Genomic DNA, 22,099 nt, shown 5'->3' with positions numbered 1-22,099 from the left:
TGGGGAGAAATATTTTTTCCAAAATAACATTTCCTGATGATCATTTAAGATATTAACTAACTGTAGGATTTTACTTACTGCTATGCTAATATTGGGATAAGGCAATAGGAGGGTAATTATGGAAGCTGTTAAAAAAGGAACTACGATCCAATCATTAGAGATTGGTATGAGTATTTTAGATGCAATAGCGAAACAAGGAAAGCCGTTAAAATTTACTGACATTCAAGACCTTACACAAATTACAAAAAGTAATTTATATAAATATTTAAATACCTTTACACAATTAGGTATCTTGTACCGCACCAAAGATACAGGAGAATACGTATTGGGCAGTAAGTTGATTGAATATGGAATGGCTGCAACTGACCAGGAAAATGTGATTGACCGAATTACACCTTTTTTGCATGAGATTAACGAGAAAAGTTCGAGTACAGTTCTATTTTCTATTTGGACCCAGAATGGTCCAATGATTGTTAAAGATATAAACACCAATCGAGGGATAAATATTGGTGCTCAAATAGGGACCTTTCTTCCTATAAGTTCCGCAACAGGCAAAGTATTTATGGCCTTCTTGGACGAGCAAATTCTTCATGATTGGAAGGTGAGTGAGTTCAATCAACTTCCGCAAGAAATGGTTGGCCAGCTAGAAAATGCATGTAGTGCCGTACGAGAGAAAGGAATTACTTTCGCAAGGGAACCACTGGTTACATCCGTATCCTCGGTATCCTTCCCAGTCTTTAACTATAAGAAAAAACTTCTTGGTGCTGTAACGGTTGTCGGTTTTTCAGAATTTATTCCTGACAATGAGAATGATGAACTCAGCCACTATTTAATTCGAATCAGTAAAGAAATTTCAAGCTGTTTCGGGTATGACGAATAATATAGCGGGGGCCCTCCCCCGCTTTTTTAGCAAAAGGTCATCTAAAATATTCCATGAATTTAACTGCTACGGACGAAAGATGGCGATTTTTTAGCCAGATTAGTGCCGATGGCCTTGACATAATTTCAGGATTAATAATTTGTTTAAACATTAATTTAGAATGCGGCATTATTTTTTCTGCGGATTTAGGTATTATCGCGATGCCTATATCACAATTTGCCCAATTTAAAAGAGGTACTATATTACTGCTTTCACATAAAATAGTAGGATCAAAACCAAGCTCAATGCAAGAGCTTTTCATCATATCAACTGCATCTACCGATGTGCTGTAATCCGATGTCCCTTTATAGCTTCTTAAAAGCATTAATGGTTTTCCCTTTAGGTCTTCTAAGTTTATGTAGTCTGAATCTCTTGTAACCCCCATGTTTTCACTCATAGCTGCAACGATTGGTTCACTTGGGAGATTGAGAGAATCAAAAATATCCTTATCAATTGGGAGCCGCACAATGCCCAGTTCGACGATTCGATTTTCTATAAGCTCCATTATTCGATTTGAATCACCCTCCCAAACTTTGAAACTCACTTTAGGGTATTTTCTATGAAAATCCTTCACTTTTTCAGGAATTAGTTCAGCGCCCAAGGATGGAAGCATCCCTATACTCAGCGTACCCGCAATACCACTTGATATTTCTTTCATTTCTTGCTTCGTTTTTTCAATCATTTCTAATATTTCTATTGATTTTTCATATAGAAACTTCCCTTCCTCAGTAAGGATGAGCTTCCTTGTATGTCTTTCAAATAATTTGGTATTCAATTCTTCTTCGAATAATTTCAACTGCTGACTTAATGGTGGTTGCGCCATATTTAGCTTTTTGGCAGCCAGCGAAATTTGTCCCTCCTCTACGATTGTTACAAAATATTTCATGCGTCGTATTTCCATCTATAGGTACATCTCCCTCATTTATTCCATATTGGACTAAATCATACCATGATTTATATGTGATAGATATAAATCAGTAATTATTTTTGTATTTTTCAAAATTTTCAAATCGTGATACCTTGTTCATTACAGGAAATGGCTTTCAAATGATTAAACCATTTACGAGGAGGATCAAGGATGAAAAAATTAATTCTTTTATTGTTTACCATGGTTGGAGTATTTGTTTTAGCAGCATGCAACTCAGAAGAAACAGCTACCAAGGAAAATGCCAAAGGAGAAAATAATGTAAAAGAAACTAGCCTTGCACCTGCACCATTAAGCAAGCCCGCCAATATTAAAATTGGCTATCCTACACAGGGCGTTTCGCAACTACCGCTATGGGTAGCAAAAGATACGGGGATTTTGGAAAAATACGGTGTGAATGCTGAATTAATCTATATTGCCGGTTCCCCTCGTGTGCAGGAAACCTTGAATGGCGGTGGGATTGATGTAGGGGTTTCAGGAATTGAGGCTGCCGGTAATGCCAAAGTCGCCGGAATCGATTCTGTAACATTTACTGCATTAGCCAACAAAATCAAAGTATACATTTATGCTTCCAAAAACATCGATACAAAGAATCTAAAAGAATCAATGAAAGGAAAAACCATTATCGCCGGAGTCGAAGGTTCGCTATACGATTATTTGGCTCAGTCATATATAAAAAATTTAGGTCTTGAACCAAAGAAAGACGTGAAATTTTTATATATGGGTGGTGAAGGGGACAGAACAGCAGCTTTTATTAAGGGAGATGCAGACTTTTACTTGGTGGCTCCCCCTACGTCATTCAAAATGGATGATATGGGCTATCCAAAAGTCCATGATTTCTCTAAACAAGAAGTGTTAATCCCTGGTCTTGTTATGAAAAAAGACTACTTCAATCAAAATAAAGAGTTGGCCGAGGTATTGGCCGCATCGTTAATCGAAGCAAATGCTTATATTAAAAACAATAAAGAAGAAACACTTAAAATCATTACAAAATGGACAGGAATGGACGATCCAGAATTAGTCAAGAAAACGTACGAAGCAAATCTAGATACGATTCCTGTGAAACCATATAGCACGGATGAAACAGTACAATTCTATTTGGATAATTCTAAAGTTGCTGAGGTAAAGGCCATGAAACCTGCAGACCTTGTCGATAACTCTATCATTAAAAAACTTGATGAATCCGGCTTTATTGATCAGGTGTTTAAAAAATAAGCGACGTATTAGAAAGGTGGCGACACGGTTGCAAATTCCTGGAAAACTTCACTCCAAACATGTCTATATAACCTATCCATTAAAAAATGGCGGAGAAATGACTGCGGTTGAAGATTTTAATTTGGTAGTAGATAAAGGCGAATTTGTATGTATTGTTGGTCCCAGCGGCTGTGGAAAATCAACAGTGTTGGGTGCTGTTGCGGGATTCCAAGAAATCAGTGATGGACAACTATTTTTAGACGGAAAAGAAATAAGAGGGGCGGGACGAGATCGCGGCGTGGTTTTCCAGCACGCCTCGCTTTTTCCATGGCGTACCGCACTCGATAATATTATTTATGGTTTAGAGATAGCGGGAGTTCCTAAGAAGGACCGTAATGAGAAGGGACAAGAATTATTAAAATTAGTTGGATTAGAATCTTTTGGCAATCACTATCCAAACCAATTATCTGGTGGTATGCAACAGCGCGTTAATGTAGCCCGGGCATTAGCCATTGAGCCAAGTCTCATGTTATTAGATGAGCCTTTTGGTGCATTAGATGCACAGACAAGAGAATTTATGCAGCTTGAATTGTTACGTATTTGGAAAGCGACTAACCAAACAATTCTCTTTGTCACACATGACATCGGAGAAGCAGTATATCTTTCCGATCATGTCATTGTCATGACGGCCCGTCCCGGAAGAGTATTAGAAAAAGTTAAAATTGACTTGCCAAGACCTCGTCCATTAGAAATTAAACGAAGCAAGGAATTTATTGAATATGAAAAGTATATTTGGGATTTAATTGTAACGGAAAAACAGAAAAACGTAGTTTAATGGGGGAATTTTTACATGGACAATCTTAAGCGTAATGAAAAGGAATTAACTTCCGTATTAAATAATCCTATCACGTCTTTACATGTGAAAAAAACAAAAAAAAAGACCCCATTTTATGATACTTTTCTGTTTAGACATATCGGTGCCATCACATTTGTGACAGTACTCATACTGTGGGAGCTTATTTATCGATTAGGCGTCATCAATCCCATATTTTTAAGTTCACCAGTACAAATTATAAAGGTTGGATATCAACTGTTTGTAAGTGGAATACTGCTTGAACATCTTGTCTTTACCCTTCGAAATTTCATTGTCGGGTTTCTATTAGCCGCGTCTGTTGGGGTTGTAATTGGATTAATTACGGGCTGGTATAAACCTCTTGGAAAAGCGTTTGATCCATTTTTAACAGCGATGCTCGGTACGCCGCGTATTGTACTGCTCCCGTTAATTACACTTTGGGTCGGCGTTGGCTTTGCAAGTAAGGTATTGGTCGTATTTCTTGCCGGTATTTTCCCAATCATCCTAAATACGATGTCTGGAGTACAAAACCTTGATCCGAATTTAACGAGAGTGGCTAAAGCGTTTGGTGCTTCACCTATCCAAACATTTGTTACAGTCGCTTTACCCGGTGCGCTGCCTCAAATTGTTTCTGGGTTACGGGTTGGAATAGGACAATCATTGATAGGGGTTGTTGCCGCTGAAATGTTCGTCTCAACAGGCGGGATTGGTTATTTTGTGGCACAATCTTCCGCAAACTTTAACATCGACCGCGTCTTCGTTGGGATTGTCTTGATTATCATCGTGGGTATACTCATTACACAGTCGGTGAAATGGATCGAATCTCGTTTATTAAAGCATCGGATTGATTAAGTTGGGAAAGGCACCGAGAATTCTCGATGCCTCTTTCTTTTTTAACTAAAAGCTTATCTGAATATATCAAGATACTTTAACCGCAACCTGCTTTTCAGTCTTAATCCGGCGGTCATAAACAAGTGTCGTAACAATCGCTATCAAGAATAAACCTATTAGAACAGTAAATAGGGCCGACATGCTGTACAGGTCAACAATGATTCCCCCAAGTAATGGACCAATCATCCTCCCACCGGTTGCCACACTGGTGACGATCCCCTGATAAAAACCTTCCCGCCCCTTTGGTGCGAGTTCAAATGCGATCGTTGGTACCGCCGGCCAAACGAACATTTCGCCAATCGTTAAAATAATCATAGCAACCAAGAATCCGGTAAACGCATCTGCCTTGCCACCCACAATAAATGACACGATGAATATCGCTATTCCAATAAGAATTTGCAACTTAAGTGATGCAGACAAATGCTTTAAGACCCCATTTAAGATTGGCTGCCCAAGTACAATAATCGCCCCATTGATGGTCCACAAGAAGCTGTATTGTGTCAGGGAGATATTAATTTCCTGTGTGTATGAAGCAATGGTTGTTGTCCATTGACTATAAGCCACCCAGCATAATAAGTACCCCGAGGATAGAATGAATAAGGCCTGGAGATTTGCTTTGTTTTTTACAGTATTAGCAGCAGACTCTTTTGTTTTGTGCGCTGCTGGGGTAACAGTAATTCCCCGATATCCAAAAACAGCAATGCCCAAAAATAAAATGTACATAACTGTATTTGCCAAGAAAATTAGCTGGAATGAGTAGGCAGCCACTAATCCGCCAAGGGAAGCGCCGATGGCAACACCAAGGTTTTGCGCAACATAAAGAGCATTAAACGCTTTCCGGCCGCCCTCTTTCCAAACCGACCCAGCCATAGCGTACATCGGTGGATAAATAATCCCGGTGCCAAAGCCGGCAATGGCGAGGAAGACGACATATTCCGGCCATCCGTGCCAGAAAGTTAATCCTACTAGAGCCAGAAGCGAAATGGCGATTCCAAGAAGAATCGATTTGAAGCCGCCGATTTTATCAAATAAATGGCCGCCATATAGACTGCCGATGACATTAGCCCCTGAGTTGAGCATGAGGACAAGCCCGGCAACAGATAAAGACTTTCCTAAATGATCGTGAATATAGATTGTATTTAAAGGCCATAAAAAAGAAGAGCCTATTGTATTCACTGCCATCCCGATGATTAAAAGCCATAAGGCACGTGGCATGAAAATTGCTCCTTTGTATATAAATATTTCAATATCCTTGGTAATTTTAGACCTTTTTCTGTTAGACTGCAATCATTTTTATTTACCAGTTACCGACAGATTACACCAAAAAGGAAAACACTGTCCTCAATAGGAACAGTGTTTTCTGAATGAACTATTTTTTGGGCGGTGCCGGTACTACAGGAGCCTGTGCAGGGAAATAGCTGTTCACTGCAGCGTCCTTCTTCTTCTCGTTTACCTTTTCATCGAATACAGCTTGTTTCGCTTTTTCAATTTCGTTAGTAAGCTCTTCTAAGTTTACTCCCTTTTTCACAAGTTCTGCTGTCGCAATTTGGATGGCTTTGTTGGACCTTTCAATTGAAATCCTTAAAGAATCCATTGAACCTTGCGGGTTGTGGAAGCCTGAAGAGTTCTCAGCAGCAATAATGTCCCAGAACCACTGGCCTTGACGGACAAATTCTTGTGCCTCTTTAATCTTCGCTTGATCAACACCAGAGGTAATCATTTTGTTCACATAATAGTGAGCTGAAGTGGAAACATTCTGTGCATCATGCAATGCGCTGACATTTGCTTCCTGAATTTCAAGCACACGGTCTTTGAGCTTGTCCAAATCACGGTCGCCGTGGCACTGTCCGCACGAAGTCTGCATTGTCTTAAGCGGTGAAGTCCACCAGTGAGACGAGATTTTCTTTTTGCCATCCACACGTTCATACGGCATATGGCAATCTGCACAAGAAACGCCTGCCTTGCCGTGGGTACCTGAACTATGGGTTTCGAACTCAGGATGCTGGGATTTCAACATTGGTGTGCCGGAAATATTGCTAACCCAGTCCTTTTCAAAACCATTTTCTTTGGCAATCGTGTTATAGTATTCATACATGTCTTCTGGCTTAAACCCTTTGGTCCATGGATAGATGACTTCACTGTTGCTGGCAGCAAAATAGTACTCATCATGACATTGGCCGCAAACATAGGTACGCATGTCGTTTTTCGTTGGATTAGAAGTATCAACACCCTTTGCTTCCAATGCTTTATAGAAGCTTGGACGGGTTACCCGTAAATCCATCGTTTTTGGGTCGTGACAGTCAGAGCAGCCAATTGGCGAGTGACCCATTTCTTCACCCTTTGGCCAAATGACTTGATTGAAGTTAGCGCCCCAATAATCATCGCCCATTTCCTCAATCATCTGTGGAACAGCTGTTGATTTACACGTATAACAAGAACCGACCGATTTATCGGTAATCCGTTTGACATTGCGGATATCCTCAAGTGCATATACGTGTCCGCGATCTTCGTTGTATTCAGTAGCAAACCCGTATCCGTTAAAGAGAATTGGCAACAAAGGCTCTTTATCTGGATCATATTTGCTTCGCTTCACGGAGCCGTTGTATTTCGTATCTTCCATCTTCTTATTTTTCATATAGCTGTTGTATTGTAATGGAAATTGGTCCTTGAATGCTTCATTGCTGATTTCATCTGCTGAGAGGCCTGTCGTCTTCTTGCCTGCCGCGTTCGCTGTTTTTTCGCCGGGATCATTACTGCAGCCAGTGATGATCAGCACAAACGCCAGCAAGAGAAGATATGCCCCGAATCTAACCCTGCTCATTCTTAAAATCCTCCCTTATTTTCTAATAGCTCTCCTGACTTTGGCGGCTTGTTGAAATGATCATCCTTAAATCCTTTGCCGTGAGGTACTGTTTTGTGGCAGGAGATACATTTTTCTTTCGCATCATGCGATACATTGTTTACCGTACTCTTATGGCAGGAGATACAGTTATCGTTCATGATATTTTGTGTACGTTCCGTCGCTCCAATCACATCAGGAATTTTCTCTGTGCCCAATGTGTTGTAATAAATATGCGTCATTCCGGCCCGGCCTTTGAAAAATAATTTCCCCACTTCACTTTTGTGTGGCAAATGGCAGTCATTACACTGCAATTCGGCATGGGTAGAATCCATAAACGATGTATAGACCGATTGCATTGTGTGGCAATTTTGGCAGAAACCCGGTGAATCCAAATAGGCCATTGTTTTTACAGTTGAGAACGATAAGGCTACACCAATCAGCAACGCAACAACAATCAACACTTTTTTGTCAATTTTCAATATTTTTTTGAACACATTTTTCACCTCCCATAACTTGCTATCTCTGTATCTATGTTAAAGTACTGAAGTACGTCTAACCCCAATTACCGTGCTTGTTTCCTGTTTCTTCGAATCAAAAGGCTCAATGCCCCTGCAGAAACAAGACTGACGCCGCCGAACGTTCCAACGGCCAGATAGTTGACTTTTTTATCACTTTTTTCTTCAACATTTTTTTCGATATTTAATAATTCGATTGTCGGTTTTTTCTCAGACCGTTGATAGGTTAGTTTAAAGCTCTTCTGTTCGCCTGCTTTTATATCTTGGAAGTGATAGGCATAGGTGTCTTTTCCATCTCCATGGCTTTGCTCCTCCGGTTTCGGGCTAAGCTTCATGTCTTTTGCCTTATTTGGCGGCAAGAAATTCACATTTACCAGCCCGATATCCACGAAGCTTTTAAATTGATAGGCTAATGATTTCTTTGCGCCATTAACCTTTAGGCTGTCTGTATAGTATTCAACCACAAATTTATATCGTTCCTTTGGAGATATTTCTTCCGTTGTGGTCCATGAAATTGTTCCACGATCCTTATCAACGGCGTATTCAATCTCATAGACTTGTTTTAAATCTGGCGAATAGTCAGCAACATAGCCAATCCTGAAGCCGGGATCATTCATTGGAAGGGGAATTTCAATTTGCCCTATTTGCGGCTGTTCCGAATTGTTAACCATTGAACCATGATAGCCGATTAACAGCGGTGCATGGTCCTTTTCCTGATCGTTTGGGTGGTAAGCAAACTCCGGCATTACCTGAATGGTTAATTCCTCCAAGTTTAAGGCTGGTTGATGAGTGCCTTCAGCATAACAAATGGATGGGCTTACAACCGCAAAGAGAACGAGTATGATTAACAGTATTTTTTTCATTGTTACAACTCCTTATCGATTTTTTGAATATAATGTGAACGAGTTCACATATTTTTCATTAAAATTAAGTTAGGTGACACATTTCTATGTATGTATACCTAAGGAGAAATCGGGGTTTTAGCGAAAGTTTCGCTTGTTCTAATCCTATTTAAACCATAGAAAAAGAGGGTCACTCTGTGATGTGCATCACACATTAAAAATTGAGTTATTACCAAATTGTGAACGTGATTTTCACTATATCGATAAGGTTATTAGGGTAAAATTGATGCGGCCACGAATTTTATTATTAATAAACAAAAAAAATCCCTCAACAGCATGTTGAGAGATTTGTGAACATTTTATGAAGATTGATCTTTTTCTTGATGGAACTTTGATTTGACTGGCTGACCGCCACTTTGCTCATATTTCTTTTTTGCCTGTTTTATTAAATCAGCATCCTGACCAAGTTCGAGGTCATTACTATTGACCCCATTCCGTGTTTTTTGTTCTGGATTTTGCTGCTTCGAACGTTTTTTCAAAATTGTTCTCCCCCTCGTGTCCCTTGTAAAATCAGGCTGTTTTGCAGCTGCTGCACCTGAAGCCTCATCCGGTGCAGCTGTTCCCGCTGCGGTCCATTGGCGCTGTGGGCCATTGTGCATATATCCTGATACATTGTCTCTAGCTTTTGCAATGCTTGTATATAATCATCCTCATTATAATGCTCCTGAAGACTGCTTTGCTTGTATTGTTCCTCGGCAAAACGAATCGTGTCCTCCACCTGCTGGGTTAACGTTTCCATCGAAGCACGAGTAGCCATCTAGAGAACCCCCTTCTTGGTCTGGCACTTCCTTGAAGCAGATTGCTTCATTTCTTATTGTGTTCTCCATTCTTTTTCCTATAACAACAGCAAAATGATAATTACTGGGAATAAACAAGGCAACAATTACAATTGGATAACCCAATCATTTTTTGTTAAAATAGATTTTATGCATGTGAAGCTGAAATAAAAAATTAAGGAGGTTTTTCTGAATGCTTCAGACCAAACCTTTTCCATATGCTTCTGATGATAAACGTTACCATACGTGGAATTATCACCTGCGCCAGCAATTTGGCCATAAGGTGTTTAAAGTGGCATTGGATGGCGGCTTTGACTGTCCTAATCGGGATGGCACCGTTGCCCACGGTGGCTGTACATTTTGCAGTGCTGCTGGTTCAGGGGACTTTGCTGGAAACCGAGCCGAGCCATTGATTAAACAGTTTAATGATATTAAAGATAAAATGCATACCAAATGGAAAGACGGCAAATACATGGCCTATTTCCAGGCATTCACGAACACACATGCACCACTGGATGTCCTTCGTGAAAAGTATGAAACCGTCCTTAATCTGGAAGGTGTCGTCGGGTTATCGATTGCCACTCGTCCTGACTGTCTTCCTGATGAGGTTGTTGAATATTTGGCGGAATTAAACAAACGTACCTATCTATGGGTGGAACTTGGCTTGCAGACTGTCCATGAACGCACAGCCTTGCTTATTAATCGTGCCCATGATTTCCAATGCTATGTTGACGGCGTCAATAAACTTAGAAAGCATGGAATCCGAGTTTGTTCCCATATTATTAATGGGCTACCGCTTGAAAACTACGACATGATGATGCAAACCGCCCGTGAAGTGGCCAATTTGGATGTTCAAGGAATCAAAATCCACCTGCTGCACTTGTTAAAAGGTACGCCAATGGTGAAACAATATGAAAAAGGCATGCTTGAGTTTCTATCCCAAGAAGACTACGTAAACTTAGTATGCGACCAATTGGAAATACTGCCGCCTGAAATGATTGTTCATCGTATCACCGGCGACGGACCGATTGACCTAATGGTCGGACCGATGTGGAGTGTCAACAAATGGGAAGTTTTAAATGCGATTGATGCGGAATTGAAACGGAGAAACAGCTGGCAGGGCAAGTTTTATGCCGGGGAGCCTGTCGGACGATGAAACTGGAGCGAATTCTTTCATATGCCAGGCTATTGCTTGAAAAAGCGGTGGGCCCAGGTGATGTAGTTGTCGATGCGACATTAGGCAATGGGCATGATACCTTATTTTTGGCACAGCTTGTCGGAGAAACCGGCAAAGTGTACGGCTTTGATATTCAGGAACAAGCCGTTGCAGCCGCCTATGACCGTCTAAGCGGGCATGGAGTATCGGACAGGGCTACACTTTTTCACGCAGGCCACGAAAAAGCAGCTGACCTCATACCGGCTGAGAATCACGGAAAAATAACCGGGGCCATTTTTAACCTAGGATATTTGCCGGGCAGCGATAAAACAGTTGTTACCAAACCGGAAACCACCATTGCCGCGATTGAACAGCTTCTGGAGATGATGGCTCGTGAAGGGATCATCGTTCTTGTGATTTATCACGGACACGAACAAGGTGCTGTCGAACGTGATGCTATTCTGGGCTACTGCCGAACATTAGATCAGAAGACAGCCCATGTGCTAAAGTACCAATTTATTAACCAACAGAATAATCCCCCGTTTATTATTGCCATTGAAAAAAGGTAAAAACCAGGCCGCAAGCCTGGTTTTTTATTTTGCCATCATTCTCATCACGAACGCCGGCACTGCCTTTTGCAGCGAGCGGTAAGCGAGTCCATTAATATAAAAGAAATAGCTTGCCCACCCTCCTGTCTTAATAATCTTTTTCGCCAGCCTGCGGACATTTTTCTGCTTACGGACTTTTGCATCCGATAGATAAATGCCCAATAAGCCGCGGTTAATCAACTGATGAAATTTTTTGTGGGGCAGGAATTCAGTGTGGCGGTCAGCCTCAACCATAAAATGGGTTAACCGATCGAACAGGCTTTCCTGATTTTTATAGTAAAAGCAAAAATTCAAATCGCCCCCGGCCCGATCCTCCTCTTGGTCAATAAAGTAATCAAGCAGGATATGGAGCCCTTGTATGTAAGGGAAATAGCCTTTATGGATATTCTCGGCATCGCTTGCCTTGAAATCTTCCCGCATAGCATACGAAATGAGGCAAAAAATCCCAAGCGTTGAGCCAGAGCAAGCCGAAAATTCATACCATTCCATCTCTGGCAGCTTACTTTGATAATGTTGAAACCAATTTTCGAGCCGCGGCACCCGCTCTTCCTTTTTCACATGCTTATGAATTTGCAAGTCACAATAATAACGGCATAATTCCAAAAGATAATCCCTGATTAAATCGTAATGCTCAAGTTGTTTTAAAACGGCCCGGCATGTTTCCGATAAATCGTGTAAATAGCCGTTATCGTCTTGATCGGTGCGCAGGCGATAATAGTTTTTCCCTCCGGCATTGGGCACTAAAGCATCCTCCATTGATTCATGAAGTGCAGCAAAATCGTTTGGATCTAGCGAAGTGCTCCGGTCACAAAGATTATCAAGATAATCGCTGATGGTTTGATAAGCGACAATAAATTTCACTGCCTTCGGAAAATTCTCTCCAGCGGTGAGTGCAAGAATGGCCCCGCCCTCACAATGAAAGGTTTTATGTTCAATGCTGGCTAGTGCCTGTTTTCTTAACTCGGGATTTGGAATTTCTTCAGCCCTGCTTCTCCAATAATCCAATTCATGATGAACTGCTGGCAGTATTTTGCGGTAGACCCTTGACATCAGGGTTATTGGCTGCATGGAACATACCACCCTCTCTATACGATGTAGCCAATTGCTTTTAACTGGCTGTTGACAAAATCCTTCGCGTATTCAAAAACCTCTTCACGCTCAGGTTCATTAAATATTTCATGATAGCAATTTGGCCATTCTTTAAATCTTTTTTCTGATAACGGAACATGGTTAAACCATTCCTTGACCGTTCGTTTATTGACAATTTTATCATCTCCGCCCTGCATAACAAGCATTGGGACATCCTGAGTGTTAGGGATATTCTCAAACGCCTCCTTAATTGCCTGAACCAACTCGCGGTACCATCTGACGGATACCTTTGTTATGTAGAGCGTATCATTCGAATCCGCTTCCCTGACGTCTTCATTCCTAGTCGCCATTTGAACAGTCAGCCCTGAATTCACCCGGAACGATGGAAACACCATGTTCAAACCATAGGAAAGAAAGTTCATAAATTTAGATGGGGTATGAACAAGTCCCAAACATGGGGACGAGAGAATGACTCCGGCAATGTTTAACCTTTCTTCCTGTAAAAGGCGAATCGTGATTAACCCTCCCATACTATGGCCGATGATAAAAACCGGTAAATCATAACGGTAGGCAGCTTGTACCCAATCCTTTACTTCTATTATGTATTCATCAAAGGAATCAATATGACCGCGGTTGGCTCTTGTTGTCATCCCTTGTCCGGGAAGATCGGACATAATGACGTGAAAGCCGGACGAACGCCACATCTCAATCAGCCAGCCATAACGGCGATGGTGCTCCATCGCACCGTGAACAATCACGATTACGGCCTTTGCAGCCCCTTCTGCTTCCCACTTCCACATTTGTTGTTCCTCCTGCAACACTGCATCGTTTTTAGTATTTTACCATATATCTGTGCCCGATGTTGTTATTAGCCTGCGCATAATAGTTTGTTACTTAGTATATTTTTTGATATTTAATGAACTTATTTTGTTAAAATAGAATCATCATTTTTGAAGGAGAGAGAAATCATGATTTATCCTTTTAAAGGTCAATATCCTAAAATTGCTGATTCGGTATTTATTGCGGATTATGCCACCATTACCGGCGATGTTGAAATCGGCGAGGAATCAAGTGTCTGGTTTAACACCGTGATTCGCGGCGATGTTGCTCCAACTAAAATTGGCTGCCGCGTCAATATCCAAGATAATTCCATTTTACATCAAAGCCCCAATAATCCGCTAATTTTGGAGGATGAGGTTACTGTCGGACATCAAGTGATTTTACATAGCTGTATCATCCGAAAAAGAGCGTTGATCGGAATGGGTTCTATTATTCTTGACCAAGCCGAAATCGGTGAAGGAGCATTCATTGGGGCCGGGAGTTTAGTCCCGCAGGGCAAAAAAATCCCGCCGAATACGTTGGCTTTTGGCAGACCGGCCAAGGTGGTCAGAGAATTAAATGCAGATGATATTAAGGACATGGAGCGGATTACCAGGGAGTATGCCGAAAAGGCACAATACTATAAAGGTTTGCAAAAAAATAACTGAAACCAAGTAGAAGTTCCGAAAAAATAAAACGGGAGCTACATGTATTCGTAACTCCCGTTTTTAGCTAATTAACGGCCTTTAGCCTGTTGAAGAAGCGTTTCCGCTTTATCGGTACGCTCCCATGGAAGATCCACATCGGAGCGGCCAAAATGGCCGTATGCCGCGGTTTGTTTATAAATCGGACGGCGTAAATCAAGCATTTCTATGATTCCTGCTGGGCGGAGGTCGAAGTTTTGGCTGACTAGGTCAACTAAAACATCTTCATTAACTTTACCGGTGCCAAAAGTGTCAACAGAGATGGAAACAGGTCTTGCTACACCGATCGCATAAGCAAGCTGAACCTCACATTTGTCGGCAAGACCGGCAGCAACAATATTTTTTGCCACATAACGTGCTGCATACGCAGCAGAACGGTCAACCTTTGTCGGGTCCTTACCGGAGAAAGCTCCGCCGCCATGACGCGCATATCCGCCGTAAGTATCAACAATAATTTTACGGCCGGTTAATCCAGCATCGCCCTGCGGTCCGCCGATCACGAAGCGGCCGGTAGGGTTAATAAAATATTTTGTGTGGTCATCAATTAATTCTTTTGGAACCACTGGGTTAATCACATATTCTTTGATATTTCGCTGAATTTGTTCTAAAGTTATTTCCGGATGATGTTGTGTTGAAATGACAATGGTGTCAATACGGACTGGCCGGTTATTCTCATCATATTCAACGGTTACTTGAGTCTTACCGTCCGGACGAAGGTATGGAAGAACATCATCTTTTCGAACTTCTGCCAGTTTCCGGGCAAGCTTATGGGCAAGAGAGATTGGCAGCGGCATAAGTTCTTTGGTTTCATTGCAGGCGAATCCAAACATCAGGCCTTGGTCACCGGCGCCGATCGCTTCAATTTCCTGGTCTGTCATTTGCCCTTCACGTGCTTCCAACGCCTGATTCACACCCATGGCAATATCAGGTGACTGCTCATCAATTGAAGTTAAAACGGCGCAAGTTTCGGAATCAAACCCGTATTTGGCACGATTATAGCCAATCCCTTTAATCGTTTCACGAACTATTTTTGGAATATCCACATAGGTGGAAGTAGTGATTTCGCCAGCAACCAGCACCAATCCGGTCGTTACGGAAGTTTCCGCAGCAACACGGGCATTCGGATCTTTCGCTAAAATGGCGTCTAAAATGGAATCAGAAATCTGGTCACAAATTTTATCGGGATGACCTTCAGTTACTGATTCAGAAGTAAACAAACGGCGTTTTGTTGACATCTGAATTCCTCCTAAAAATATGAAATAAATGAGGCAGTCGTCAAAACTGATCACCTCAGAATTTGATACGGAACTCATTCCCTTTTATAGTATGAAATAATCACAGGGTTTTTATTAAAAAATAAAAAACCCGATGACGGCTCTGGATGAGTTAAAAGCGATTATGTAATGCAGAAAAAAGAAAAACCTTTCCATATTGAGGAAAGGTTAAATGCAATGTTCTGCGTCCTTTCACTCTTATCGTTCAAGGCTGCCCGCCTTGCATCAGGTTTAGCACCTTTGCCTAGAAAATTGCTGATAAACGCCTTGCCTATCAGCGCATTCTTAGTTTGCAGGTTGCTGGGTTTCATAGGGCCTGTCCCTCCACCAGCTCGGGATAAGAGAGTATCCGTTCAAGCTTAAATCATAACCTCTCCATCACTGCATGTCAATGGATATTTTAGCAATTTTTGGTCAATAATAAGAACTTTGTCTGAAATCCTAAGCCTTTTTTAGTACTTTTCATGACTTTTTTAAACTATATAGAATATTGTATAAAATACAGCTTAATTTGATTCATTAGTATAGACTAATGAATCAAATGTGTTATACTATTGCTTAAGAATATTCATAATATAAAAATCTTTAAAAGGTAGGTTTCAATTAATGAATTCCGTCCATATTCCAAATGAATTAAAACTTTTTCTGGATGAAAGCAACACCCATGTTCAATTATCGGTACCGCAATTAGTGGAAAAAATTTTAAGCCGCAAAGAAGGTTCATTAACCGCTACAGGCGCAATACGGGCATCTACAGGAAAATATACTGGCCGTTCCCCTGAAGATAAATTTATTGTTTCCGAAGCATCTACAAAAGACAAGATTGCCTGGGGGCCGTCGCTCAATCAGCCAATATCGGAAGAAGTTTTTTCCAATTTGTATCATAAGGTCTTGGAATATTTGAAACAACGAGATGAGGTTTTTGTGTTTAAGGGCTATGCCGGTGCTGATCAAAAGTCGCGCCTGCCAATTCAGGTAATCAATGAACTTGCCTGGCATAATTTATTTGCACACCAATTGTTTATCCGGCCTAGCGAAAATGATCTTTTATCGCACGAAGCGCAGTTTACGGTTATTTCCGCACCGAACTTTAAAGCAGACCCTGCTGTGGACGGAACAAATTCAGAAACCTTTATCATTATTTCCTTTGAACGGCGTATTGTCCTCATTGGCGGTACCGAATATGCAGGTGAAATGAAAAAGTCGATTTTCTCGGTCATGAATTATTTGCTGCCCGAAAACAATATATTCTCGATGCACTGTTCAGCAAATGTTGGTCTCGAAGGTGACGTAGCCCTTTTCTTTGGTCTTTCGGGAACAGGAAAAACGACTCTGTCTGCCGACCCTAATCGCAAGCTGATCGGCGATGACGAGCACGGCTGGTCTTCAAATGGAGTATTCAATATTGAAGGCGGCTGCTATGCAAAATGTATCAACCTCTCAAGAGAAAAAGAACCGCAAATTTTTGATGCCATCCGCTTTGGAACAGTGCTTGAAAATGTGGTAATCAATCAAGAATCAAGAATTCCTGATTATGATGACGGCACCTTGACTGAGAATACCCGTGCTGCTTATCCGATCGAGGCAATTGATAATATCGTCCAGCCTAGTGTTGCGGGGCATCCAACCACGATTGTATTTTTAACAGCTGATGCATTCGGTGTTCTGCCTCCAATCGCAAAATTAACGAAGGAACAGGCCATGTACCACTTTTTAAGCGGTTATACATCCAAGCTTGCCGGAACCGAGCGCGGCATTACTTCACCGCAAGCAACCTTCTCCACTTGCTTCGGTGCACCGTTCCTGCCTCTGCCTGCGACCCGTTATGCCAATATGCTTGGCGAAAAAATTCTCGAGCATAATGTAAATGTATTCCTTGTCAATACAGGCTGGACCGGCGGAGAATATGGTGTCGGTAATCGGATGAAGCTTTCTTATACAAGAGCGATGGTACAGGCGGCCCTTGAAGGGGAACTAAATCATGTTGAAACCGTCAAGGACGAGATTTTTGGTTTAAATATCCCACTTCATATCGCTGGAGTACCTGATGAGGTTCTTCAACCGGTAAAGACTTGGGCTGATCCTGAGGCATATGACAACAAGGCGAAGGAATTGGCAGCCAAGTTCCGTGAGAACTTTAAGAAGTTTACCAACGTTTCTCCTGACATTGAAGCAAAAGGTGGGCCTATCGCCTAATCTATATGCAAAAAAGCGATTCAAAGGCGAATCGCTCAGGCTGTCGAGAAACTTCTCGACAGCCTTATTAGCCTCTTATGACATATCTGAGGAAAAAATCAAAGCGAACGCGTTATAAGAGCGCTTCTTATGACGTGTTTATGGAAAAAATCAAAGCAAACGCGTTATAAGGACGCCTCTTATGACGTGTTTATGGAAAAAATTAAAGCGAACGCGTTATAAGGACGCCTCTTATAACGTGTTTGTGGAAGAAATCAAAGGAAACGCGTTATAAGAACGCTTTTTATGACGTGCCTGGGGATAAAATCAAAGCGAACGCGTTATAAGGACGCCTCTTATAACGTGTTTGTGGAAGAAATCAAAGGAAACGCGTTATAAGAACGCTTCTTATGACGTGTCTGGGGAAAAAATCAAAGTGAACGCGTTATAAGAGCGCTTCTTATGACGTGTCTGGGGAAAAAATCAAAGTGAACGCGTTATAAGAGCGCTTCTTATGACGTATCTTAGGAAAATGACAAGGCGATTAGCAGGGGCAATTTTAAAATAAAATCGGCAATTCAAATACCGATAAAATAAAAAATTGTCGAGAAAAAGACCCTTTCTCGACAATCTAAGCGATCGACGACGAATCGCTTTTTTTCATAATTATTTTTGGTCGGTTGGTTTCCGCACTTCTATTATCTGGGTTTCCTCTAATACACTGAATTGATATTGGCCGCTTTTTTCAAGCGTGAAGCCTCCGCCATAATGGGAAATCTTTTTTCCCTCGGTGGTAGTGTAATCTGCAACCTTCTTAAATAGAAACGTGGTTGTTTTGGCGTCTTTATTTTCTAATTCCAATATCTTTAACTCGATTTCTTCAGGTAGATTCTCGCCCTCTACTTCAATGAATTCATGCTCGTATTCACCCGCATAAAGGTCCTCCGACGAAAATAATAATGTCGCCTTGCCGATCGTAATATAACCTTCCTTTACATAAATGGAGAATTCGCCTATTTTTTTATTTCCAACCGAAAACTGTAGGTTCCAAACCCCGGGAGCACTGAAAGGTTTAAAGGATGTTAATGCGTGAGCATCCGCGCCATACATTCCACCCGAGATAACCGCTTCGGTAAGGCGCTCTTTATCTCCCGTTTTTACATTTACAGCGTCTACATTTAGAGGTTTATTGGCAAACTTTTTATAGTCTCCCCACAAAAAAATCATGATCTTGGCAACAGAGCGCTTGTCGTTTGCAATCCAATCCTCCGGTGCCAGCAGGCTTACCTTATTGGGAATCCCATAATTGCTCGTGGCATAAAGTGGTTTTCCGTCTTTATCCTTCAAGGCAAAGTAATTAGCCTCCTGTACATCTGTAGTTACCGAACCACTCCGGGAATCGTTCTCCCCGGTTGTGGTTGAAAAATAAAGAATCGGGGCGATAAAGGCAAGAATGAATATGGCTGCCAAGGCACTAATTTTTTGATAGTTAAACTGCCGTTTTGGGTTTGCCGCAACTTCCTCGCTAATTCTTTTTAACATTTTCGTTCTCTTCCCCGTCGATAGCTCATGCTTTGGAAAATCCGCCATCATTTCCAACAGTTCTTTATCCGATAAATTGCTCAAAATATTCACCCTCCTTTAAACGTTCATTAAGCTTCTTCACCGCGCGGAAAAACGTCACATTTACCTTGTTTTCCGACCAGCCAAGAACCTGACCGGCCTCCTGGGGCGACAGTTCCGATATTCCTCTGAGCAATATCACGTCACGATAATTGGGTTTTAGCTCATTAATCGCATCATATAAAGTCGCATATTCTATTTTCTTTAACAGCTTTTCTTCGGTTTGCGGCTCCAAATTCGTTGATGACTCCCGGTCGAGCCGTTCCTTTAACTTCTGCCATACGGATTTTTTCCGATAAAGGTCGATAGCCGTATTCCTTGCGATCGATATCAACCATGTTCTCGGACTCGATTCATGTTTGAAGCGTTCAAAAGCACGAAATGCCCGTAAAAAGGTTTCCTGGACTAAATCCTCCACATCGGTTGAACCTGTATAATAAATTAAATAATTGGTAACATCCTTTTCATATTGAATAAACCATGATTCAATCTGGCGGGCCCGTTCCAATTGCTTTCCCCCTTCCCAACAGCCTTAAAAAATTCGATTCATAAAATGAGACGGCTGGTATTTTAATCCATTACACTTTTTCAAAAAAGAAAAAGCAGGATATACCTGCTTTAGTTCGTCGAATTTAATGAAATTAATTGATACGTGATCGTCGTTGCACTATTCTCCCACTCGACCTTTTTTATCAAGGCTGTACCACTTGAACTGCTGTCCAATGTTTTTCTTACATCAACCGGAATTTCAATCGGATAGAGGCGATAGCCTTCTTTTTGAAGAACAAACAAGTTTTCATCCACCCGCTTCTCATTTCCTTTTGTGACAATCAGTGTATTTAATTCAAGAGGCATACCCATTAAAATCCGCTCCTCTACAATTTATAATCCTATCATATCATCTTTTGCTATGCTTTTTCATCCAATTCGTTAAATCGAAAACCACTTTTCGATTGATCGCCGGGGGGAAGTAATGAGTAAACCCGTCAAAATACCAGGATTCCACCGGTTTATCTAAAGCGCAGAGCCTTCTTTCTAGCCTGTAGGCATGCTCGACCGAGACATTTTCATCCTTGACTCCGTGAATAATTAGTACGGGAGCCTTAAGTTTTTCCAATTGGTATAACGGGGTTCTCTCCTGATACCGTTCAGGAAATTTCTCCGGTGTACCGCCAATAACCCGCTTCATCATTTTTCTGAGATCCTCACGCTCATAATAGGTTAAATTCATGTCACTAACCCCGCCCCAGGTGACCAGCGAAGCAGCATCGGGAAACATGATCCCGGTCAAAAGCGCCATTACCCCACCGCGGGAAAAACCGAATATATGTATGTCCTTTACCCGAGGGAGCGCTTTTAAAAGCATATAAGCAGAAAAGGCATCTTCTCTGTCCTCTCCGGCAAAATCTTCATTGCCCTCGCCCCCTTTATTTCCTCTGTAATAGGGCGCAAACACAATAAAGCCTTCCTGGGCAAACTGGGCAATCCGCGCCGGCCTTACCATGCCGACATTCTTGATTCCGCCTCGTAAATACAGAAACCCGTCATATACCTGTTCGTCCTTTGGCTCCGCAAGTAGACCTTTCACCCGCAGTCCATTTGATAAATAAGTAATCTCCTTCAGGAGGACGCGGGGGTTAGGTGACGGCACCCGCTTTATCTCAACAATTTTTCCATTTGCTTGGTTCATTATAATCGATCCTTTTTATGCTTTATAAATAATTTGGAACTGGGCATACACACATTTTTATCCCCATCATACGATATCTTAGGCTATTAGCCCAGATAAAGGAGGGTAATTTTCAGATGAAAAAATGGTCAAAAATCAGTTTGTCCTTTCTCCTCATCACTATACTTATGTTTTCCTTAATCGCCTGTAATAAAGATACAGGAAAGGAACAGGAGAAACTGGAAAAGGTTCGGATTGCAGAAGTCACCAGATCCATTTTTTATGCTCCACAATATGTAGCCTTGACACAGGGCTTTTTCAAGGAGGAAGGGCTTGATGTCACGTTGACGACAACTCCCGGCGGCGATAAGACGATGACTGCGCTGATCTCCGGAGGAGCCGATGTAGCTCTGGTAGGTTCGGAAACTTCGATTTACGTATATGCCCAAGGCTCGAATGATCCGGTGATTAACTTTGCCCAGTTAACCCAAACAGACGGCACATTCCTTGTCGCCAGGGAAAAGATTGATAACTTCTCCTGGGATCAATTAAAAGGCACAACCTTCCTTGGCCAGCGGAAGGGCGGAATGCCGCAAATGGTCGGTGAATTCGTATTAAAGAAGCATGGCATTGACCCGCATCAAGACCTTAACCTGATCCAAAACATCGATTTTGCAAACATTGCCAATGCCTTCGCCTCAGGAACCGGTGATTTCGTGCAATTATTTGAGCCGACTGCCAGCATTTTTGAGAAAGAAGGAAAAGGTCATATTGTTGCTTCATTCGGCAAAGAATCAGGCCATGTTCCATATACGACCTTTATGGCAAAAGACAGTTACATGAAAGAGAATAAATACATTATCGAAAAATTCACTCGGGCCGTTTATAAGGCGCAGCAATGGGTCGAGACCCACTCTGCTGAAGAAATCGCAAAGGCGGTGGAGGAATTTTTCCCTGACACGGATCCTGAAATTATGACAACCGTAGTAGAACGCTATAAGAGCCAAGGTTCATTTGCCACCGATCCAATCCTTGATGAGGAAGAATGGAACAATTTAAAAAATATTATGAAAGAAGCAGGAGAGCTTCCGAAAGATGTAGAGTACAAAACACTTGTGAACACAGACGTGGCCAATAAAGTCATGAAAAAATAACCAAGAAAGGG

At 41.6% G+C, this 22,099-nt stretch carries 23 protein-coding genes and 1 riboswitch; of the genes, 9 read left to right on the top strand and 14 right to left on the bottom strand.

What is annotated here, in order from left to right; translation table 11 throughout:
- Positions 1-118: 118 nt before the first annotated feature.
- Positions 119-880 carry an IclR family transcriptional regulator gene (locus M3234_RS19585; RefSeq protein ID WP_262306339.1) on the top strand — a complete coding sequence of 254 codons (762 nt, stop codon included), beginning with the start codon at positions 119-121 and terminating at the stop codon, positions 878-880.
- A gap of 37 nt (positions 881-917) precedes the next feature.
- Here the strand turns inward: M3234_RS19585 and M3234_RS19580 are convergent, their stop codons facing one another.
- Positions 918-1,820, bottom strand: coding sequence for a LysR family transcriptional regulator (locus M3234_RS19580; protein ID WP_262306338.1), 903 nt, complete (start codon positions 1,818-1,820; stop codon positions 918-920).
- A gap of 177 nt (positions 1,821-1,997) precedes the next feature.
- On the opposite strand from M3234_RS19580, the gene M3234_RS19575 reads away from it, so the two are divergent.
- From M3234_RS19575 to M3234_RS19565, 3 genes are read left to right on the top strand one after another with little or no spacing between them, the layout of a single operon-like run.
- Entirely contained in the window at positions 1,998-3,059 is a 1,062-nt protein-coding gene (locus tag M3234_RS19575; protein ID WP_262306337.1) for an ABC transporter substrate-binding protein, read from the top strand.
- 28 nt (positions 3,060-3,087) lie between these two features.
- Positions 3,088-3,873: an ABC transporter ATP-binding protein gene (locus tag M3234_RS19570; RefSeq protein WP_262306336.1), complete on the top strand. Its 786-nt coding sequence runs from the start codon at positions 3,088-3,090 to the stop codon at positions 3,871-3,873.
- Between the two features lie 15 nt (positions 3,874-3,888).
- Positions 3,889-4,743, top strand: a complete 855-nt coding sequence (locus tag M3234_RS19565) for an ABC transporter permease (protein ID WP_262306335.1) — start codon at positions 3,889-3,891, stop codon at positions 4,741-4,743.
- Between the two features lie 66 nt (positions 4,744-4,809).
- Here M3234_RS19565 and M3234_RS19560 read toward each other — a convergent pair whose 3' ends face one another.
- The 6 genes from M3234_RS19560 to M3234_RS19535 form a co-directional block, all read right to left on the bottom strand.
- Positions 4,810-5,997 carry an MDR family MFS transporter gene (locus M3234_RS19560; RefSeq protein ID WP_262306334.1) on the bottom strand — a complete coding sequence of 396 codons (1,188 nt, stop codon included), beginning with the start codon at positions 5,995-5,997 and terminating at the stop codon, positions 4,810-4,812.
- Between the two features lie 154 nt (positions 5,998-6,151).
- Positions 6,152-7,603 (bottom strand): ammonia-forming cytochrome c nitrite reductase subunit c552, encoded by a 1,452-nt coding sequence (locus M3234_RS19555; RefSeq protein WP_262306333.1) that lies wholly within the window; start codon positions 7,601-7,603, stop codon positions 6,152-6,154.
- Between the two features lie 2 nt (positions 7,604-7,605).
- Positions 7,606-8,118, bottom strand: coding sequence for a NapC/NirT family cytochrome c (locus M3234_RS19550; RefSeq protein WP_262306332.1), 513 nt, complete (start codon positions 8,116-8,118; stop codon positions 7,606-7,608).
- A 68-nt stretch (positions 8,119-8,186) separates the two neighbouring features.
- Positions 8,187-9,002, bottom strand: coding sequence for a hypothetical protein (locus M3234_RS19545; RefSeq protein WP_262306331.1), 816 nt, complete (start codon positions 9,000-9,002; stop codon positions 8,187-8,189).
- Between the two features lie 338 nt (positions 9,003-9,340).
- Entirely contained in the window at positions 9,341-9,520 is a 180-nt protein-coding gene (locus tag M3234_RS19540; protein ID WP_262306330.1) for a glycogen biosynthesis protein GlgD, read from the bottom strand.
- Positions 9,517-9,798 carry a YtzC family protein gene (locus M3234_RS19535; protein ID WP_262306329.1) on the bottom strand — a complete coding sequence of 94 codons (282 nt, stop codon included), beginning with the start codon at positions 9,796-9,798 and terminating at the stop codon, positions 9,517-9,519. Before M3234_RS19535 ends, M3234_RS19540 begins: the two co-directional genes overlap by 4 nt.
- A 212-nt stretch (positions 9,799-10,010) precedes the next feature.
- Here M3234_RS19535 and mnmL point away from each other — a divergent pair, with 212 nt between their 5' ends.
- Together mnmL and mnmM are read left to right on the top strand one after the other, a co-directional pair.
- Positions 10,011-10,973 (top strand): tRNA modification radical SAM protein MnmL/YtqA, encoded by a 963-nt coding sequence (gene mnmL, locus M3234_RS19530; protein ID WP_262306328.1) that lies wholly within the window; start codon positions 10,011-10,013, stop codon positions 10,971-10,973.
- Positions 10,970-11,542, top strand: coding sequence for a tRNA 5-(aminomethyl)-2-thiouridylate-methyltransferase MnmM (gene mnmM, locus M3234_RS19525; protein WP_262306327.1), 573 nt, complete (start codon positions 10,970-10,972; stop codon positions 11,540-11,542). Before mnmL ends, mnmM begins: the two co-directional genes overlap by 4 nt.
- 24 nt (positions 11,543-11,566) lie before the next feature.
- Here the strand turns inward: mnmM and M3234_RS19520 are convergent, their stop codons facing one another.
- Together M3234_RS19520 and M3234_RS19515 are read right to left on the bottom strand one after the other, a co-directional pair.
- Positions 11,567-12,649, bottom strand: a complete 1,083-nt coding sequence (locus tag M3234_RS19520; RefSeq protein WP_262306326.1) for a tetraprenyl-beta-curcumene synthase family protein — start codon at positions 12,647-12,649, stop codon at positions 11,567-11,569.
- 17 nt (positions 12,650-12,666) lie between these two features.
- Positions 12,667-13,470: an alpha/beta hydrolase gene (locus M3234_RS19515; protein ID WP_262306325.1), complete on the bottom strand. Its 804-nt coding sequence runs from the start codon at positions 13,468-13,470 to the stop codon at positions 12,667-12,669.
- A gap of 168 nt (positions 13,471-13,638) precedes the next feature.
- Here M3234_RS19515 and M3234_RS19510 point away from each other — a divergent pair, with 168 nt between their 5' ends.
- Complete coding sequence (locus M3234_RS19510; RefSeq protein WP_262306324.1) at positions 13,639-14,157, top strand: gamma carbonic anhydrase; 519 nt, start codon at positions 13,639-13,641, stop codon at positions 14,155-14,157.
- A gap of 68 nt (positions 14,158-14,225) precedes the next feature.
- Here the strand turns inward: M3234_RS19510 and metK are convergent, their stop codons facing one another.
- Positions 14,226-15,428 carry a methionine adenosyltransferase gene (gene metK / locus M3234_RS19505; RefSeq protein ID WP_262306323.1) on the bottom strand — a complete coding sequence of 401 codons (1,203 nt, stop codon included), beginning with the start codon at positions 15,426-15,428 and terminating at the stop codon, positions 14,226-14,228.
- A 234-nt stretch (positions 15,429-15,662) separates the two neighbouring features.
- Positions 15,663-15,811, bottom strand: a riboswitch (SAM riboswitch).
- 262 nt (positions 15,812-16,073) lie between these two features.
- Here metK and pckA point away from each other — a divergent pair.
- Positions 16,074-17,663, top strand: a complete 1,590-nt coding sequence (gene pckA, locus M3234_RS19500) for a phosphoenolpyruvate carboxykinase (ATP) (RefSeq protein WP_262306322.1) — start codon at positions 16,074-16,076, stop codon at positions 17,661-17,663.
- Positions 17,664-18,308: 645 nt separating this feature from the next.
- Here pckA and M3234_RS19495 read toward each other — a convergent pair.
- The 4 genes from M3234_RS19495 to M3234_RS19480 all read right to left on the bottom strand — a co-directional run bounded on the left by M3234_RS19495 (position 18,309) and on the right by M3234_RS19480 (position 20,955).
- Positions 18,309-19,268, bottom strand: a complete 960-nt coding sequence (locus tag M3234_RS19495; RefSeq protein ID WP_262306321.1) for a hypothetical protein — start codon at positions 19,266-19,268, stop codon at positions 18,309-18,311.
- A complete protein-coding gene (locus tag M3234_RS19490) occupies positions 19,249-19,773 on the bottom strand; it encodes an RNA polymerase sigma factor (protein ID WP_262306320.1) in 525 nt (174 codons plus the stop codon). Before M3234_RS19490 ends, M3234_RS19495 begins: the two co-directional genes overlap by 20 nt.
- Positions 19,774-19,883: 110 nt before the next feature.
- The gene (locus M3234_RS19485; protein ID WP_262306319.1) at positions 19,884-20,126 is read right to left on the bottom strand and encodes a DUF2584 domain-containing protein; all 243 of its coding nucleotides are present in this window, start codon (positions 20,124-20,126) and stop codon (positions 19,884-19,886) included.
- A 37-nt stretch (positions 20,127-20,163) separates the two neighbouring features.
- Positions 20,164-20,955 carry an alpha/beta hydrolase family protein gene (locus M3234_RS19480; RefSeq protein ID WP_262306318.1) on the bottom strand — a complete coding sequence of 264 codons (792 nt, stop codon included), beginning with the start codon at positions 20,953-20,955 and terminating at the stop codon, positions 20,164-20,166.
- Between the two features lie 116 nt (positions 20,956-21,071).
- Here M3234_RS19480 and M3234_RS19475 point away from each other — a divergent pair, with 116 nt between their 5' ends.
- Positions 21,072-22,088, top strand: coding sequence for an ABC transporter substrate-binding protein (locus M3234_RS19475; RefSeq protein ID WP_262306317.1), 1,017 nt, complete (start codon positions 21,072-21,074; stop codon positions 22,086-22,088).
- The last annotated feature ends 11 nt before the right edge of the window (positions 22,089-22,099 follow it).

The sequence above is a fragment of the Neobacillus niacini genome (assembly GCF_023715785.1).
Classification (GTDB): Bacteria; Bacillota; Bacilli; order Bacillales; family Cytobacillaceae; genus Neobacillus; species Neobacillus niacini_E.
Note: the sequence above shows the minus strand (reverse complement) of the source record. Positions and strands in the feature narration are given on the sequence as shown.

Bases quoted from the DNA above. Each gene is read 5' to 3' on its own strand.
- metK (WP_262306323.1), bottom strand. From the start codon at position 15,428: ATGTCAACAAAACGCCGTTTGTTTACTTCTGAATCAGTAACTGAAGGT.
- M3234_RS19585 (WP_262306339.1), top strand. From the start codon at position 119: ATGGAAGCTGTTAAAAAAGGAACTACGATCCAATCATTAGAGATTGGT.
- M3234_RS19475 (WP_262306317.1), top strand. From the start codon at position 21,072: ATGAAAAAATGGTCAAAAATCAGTTTGTCCTTTCTCCTCATCACTATA.
- M3234_RS19565 (WP_262306335.1), top strand. From the start codon at position 3,889: ATGGACAATCTTAAGCGTAATGAAAAGGAATTAACTTCCGTATTAAAT.
- M3234_RS19480 (WP_262306318.1), bottom strand. From the start codon at position 20,955: ATGAACCAAGCAAATGGAAAAATTGTTGAGATAAAGCGGGTGCCGTCA.
- pckA (WP_262306322.1), top strand. From the start codon at position 16,074: ATGAATTCCGTCCATATTCCAAATGAATTAAAACTTTTTCTGGATGAA.
- M3234_RS19520 (WP_262306326.1), bottom strand. From the start codon at position 12,649: ATGCAGCCAATAACCCTGATGTCAAGGGTCTACCGCAAAATACTGCCA.
- mnmL (WP_262306328.1), top strand. From the start codon at position 10,011: ATGCTTCAGACCAAACCTTTTCCATATGCTTCTGATGATAAACGTTAC.
- M3234_RS19555 (WP_262306333.1), bottom strand. From the start codon at position 7,603: ATGAGCAGGGTTAGATTCGGGGCATATCTTCTCTTGCTGGCGTTTGTG.
- M3234_RS19485 (WP_262306319.1), bottom strand. From the start codon at position 20,126: ATGGGTATGCCTCTTGAATTAAATACACTGATTGTCACAAAAGGAAAT.
- M3234_RS19545 (WP_262306331.1), bottom strand. From the start codon at position 9,002: ATGAAAAAAATACTGTTAATCATACTCGTTCTCTTTGCGGTTGTAAGC.
- M3234_RS19510 (WP_262306324.1), top strand. From the start codon at position 13,639: ATGATTTATCCTTTTAAAGGTCAATATCCTAAAATTGCTGATTCGGTA.
- M3234_RS19535 (WP_262306329.1), bottom strand. From the start codon at position 9,798: ATGGCTACTCGTGCTTCGATGGAAACGTTAACCCAGCAGGTGGAGGAC.
- mnmM (WP_262306327.1), top strand. From the start codon at position 10,970: ATGAAACTGGAGCGAATTCTTTCATATGCCAGGCTATTGCTTGAAAAA.
- M3234_RS19575 (WP_262306337.1), top strand. From the start codon at position 1,998: ATGAAAAAATTAATTCTTTTATTGTTTACCATGGTTGGAGTATTTGTT.
- M3234_RS19560 (WP_262306334.1), bottom strand. From the start codon at position 5,997: ATGCCACGTGCCTTATGGCTTTTAATCATCGGGATGGCAGTGAATACA.
- M3234_RS19515 (WP_262306325.1), bottom strand. From the start codon at position 13,470: ATGTGGAAGTGGGAAGCAGAAGGGGCTGCAAAGGCCGTAATCGTGATT.
- M3234_RS19580 (WP_262306338.1), bottom strand. From the start codon at position 1,820: ATGGAAATACGACGCATGAAATATTTTGTAACAATCGTAGAGGAGGGA.